This is a genomic window from Kitasatospora nipponensis (assembly GCF_039528135.1).
In the GTDB taxonomy this organism is placed as follows: domain Bacteria; phylum Actinomycetota; class Actinomycetes; order Streptomycetales; family Streptomycetaceae; genus Kitasatospora; species Kitasatospora nipponensis.
Genome location: NZ_BAAALF010000934.1, coordinates 1 through 585, shown reverse-complemented (window position 1 = coordinate 585; position 585 = coordinate 1). Strand labels below are relative to the sequence as shown.

Annotated in this window: 1 protein-coding gene; it reads left to right on the top strand. The window is 67.0% G+C overall.

What is annotated here, in order from left to right:
• Positions 1 to 81: 81 nt before the first annotated feature.
• Positions 82 to 585 (top strand): pyridoxal-phosphate dependent enzyme (locus ABD323_RS44145; RefSeq protein ID WP_344447631.1); only part of this gene is annotated, 504 nt, incomplete at its 3' end.

Here is a 585-nt window from a genome sequence, read left to right as displayed (position 1 = left end):
CCCCCCGTACCCGCACACCCACAACAACTGGATCGTCTCCGCGACCCCCTCGGTCTGACCGGACGGAAGGGATCAGGCGTGATGTCGATGAAACAGCGGCTCGAACACTTCGAGGCGCTTCTCGGACCGACGCCGGTACTGCCCGTCACGCTGACCATCGGCGGTCGGCCCCGTGTCATCCACCTCAAGCTCGAAGGGCACAACGTCGCCGGCTCGATCAAGGCAAGGACCGCCTTCGGGCTGGTCCGGGCCCTGGTCGAGTCGGGTGAACTGCAGCCCGGCGGAAGGCTCCTGGAGTCCACCTCGGGAAACCTGGGGATCGCCCTGGCGATGCTGGCCCGCTATCTCGGGGTGAGTTTCACCGCGGTGGTCGACCCGCTGATCGCGGCGGAGTGCCTGGAACGCCTCAACGATCTGGGCGCGGAGATCATCACCGTGACCGAGCGGGACGAGTCCGGTGGCTATCTGCTCTCCCGGCTGAGCCGGATCGCCGAACTGCGCGAGCAGGACAGCTCGTACGTCTGGACCAACCAGTACGACAACCCGGAGAATCCGGCGATCCACCGCGGGATGACCGGCCCGGAG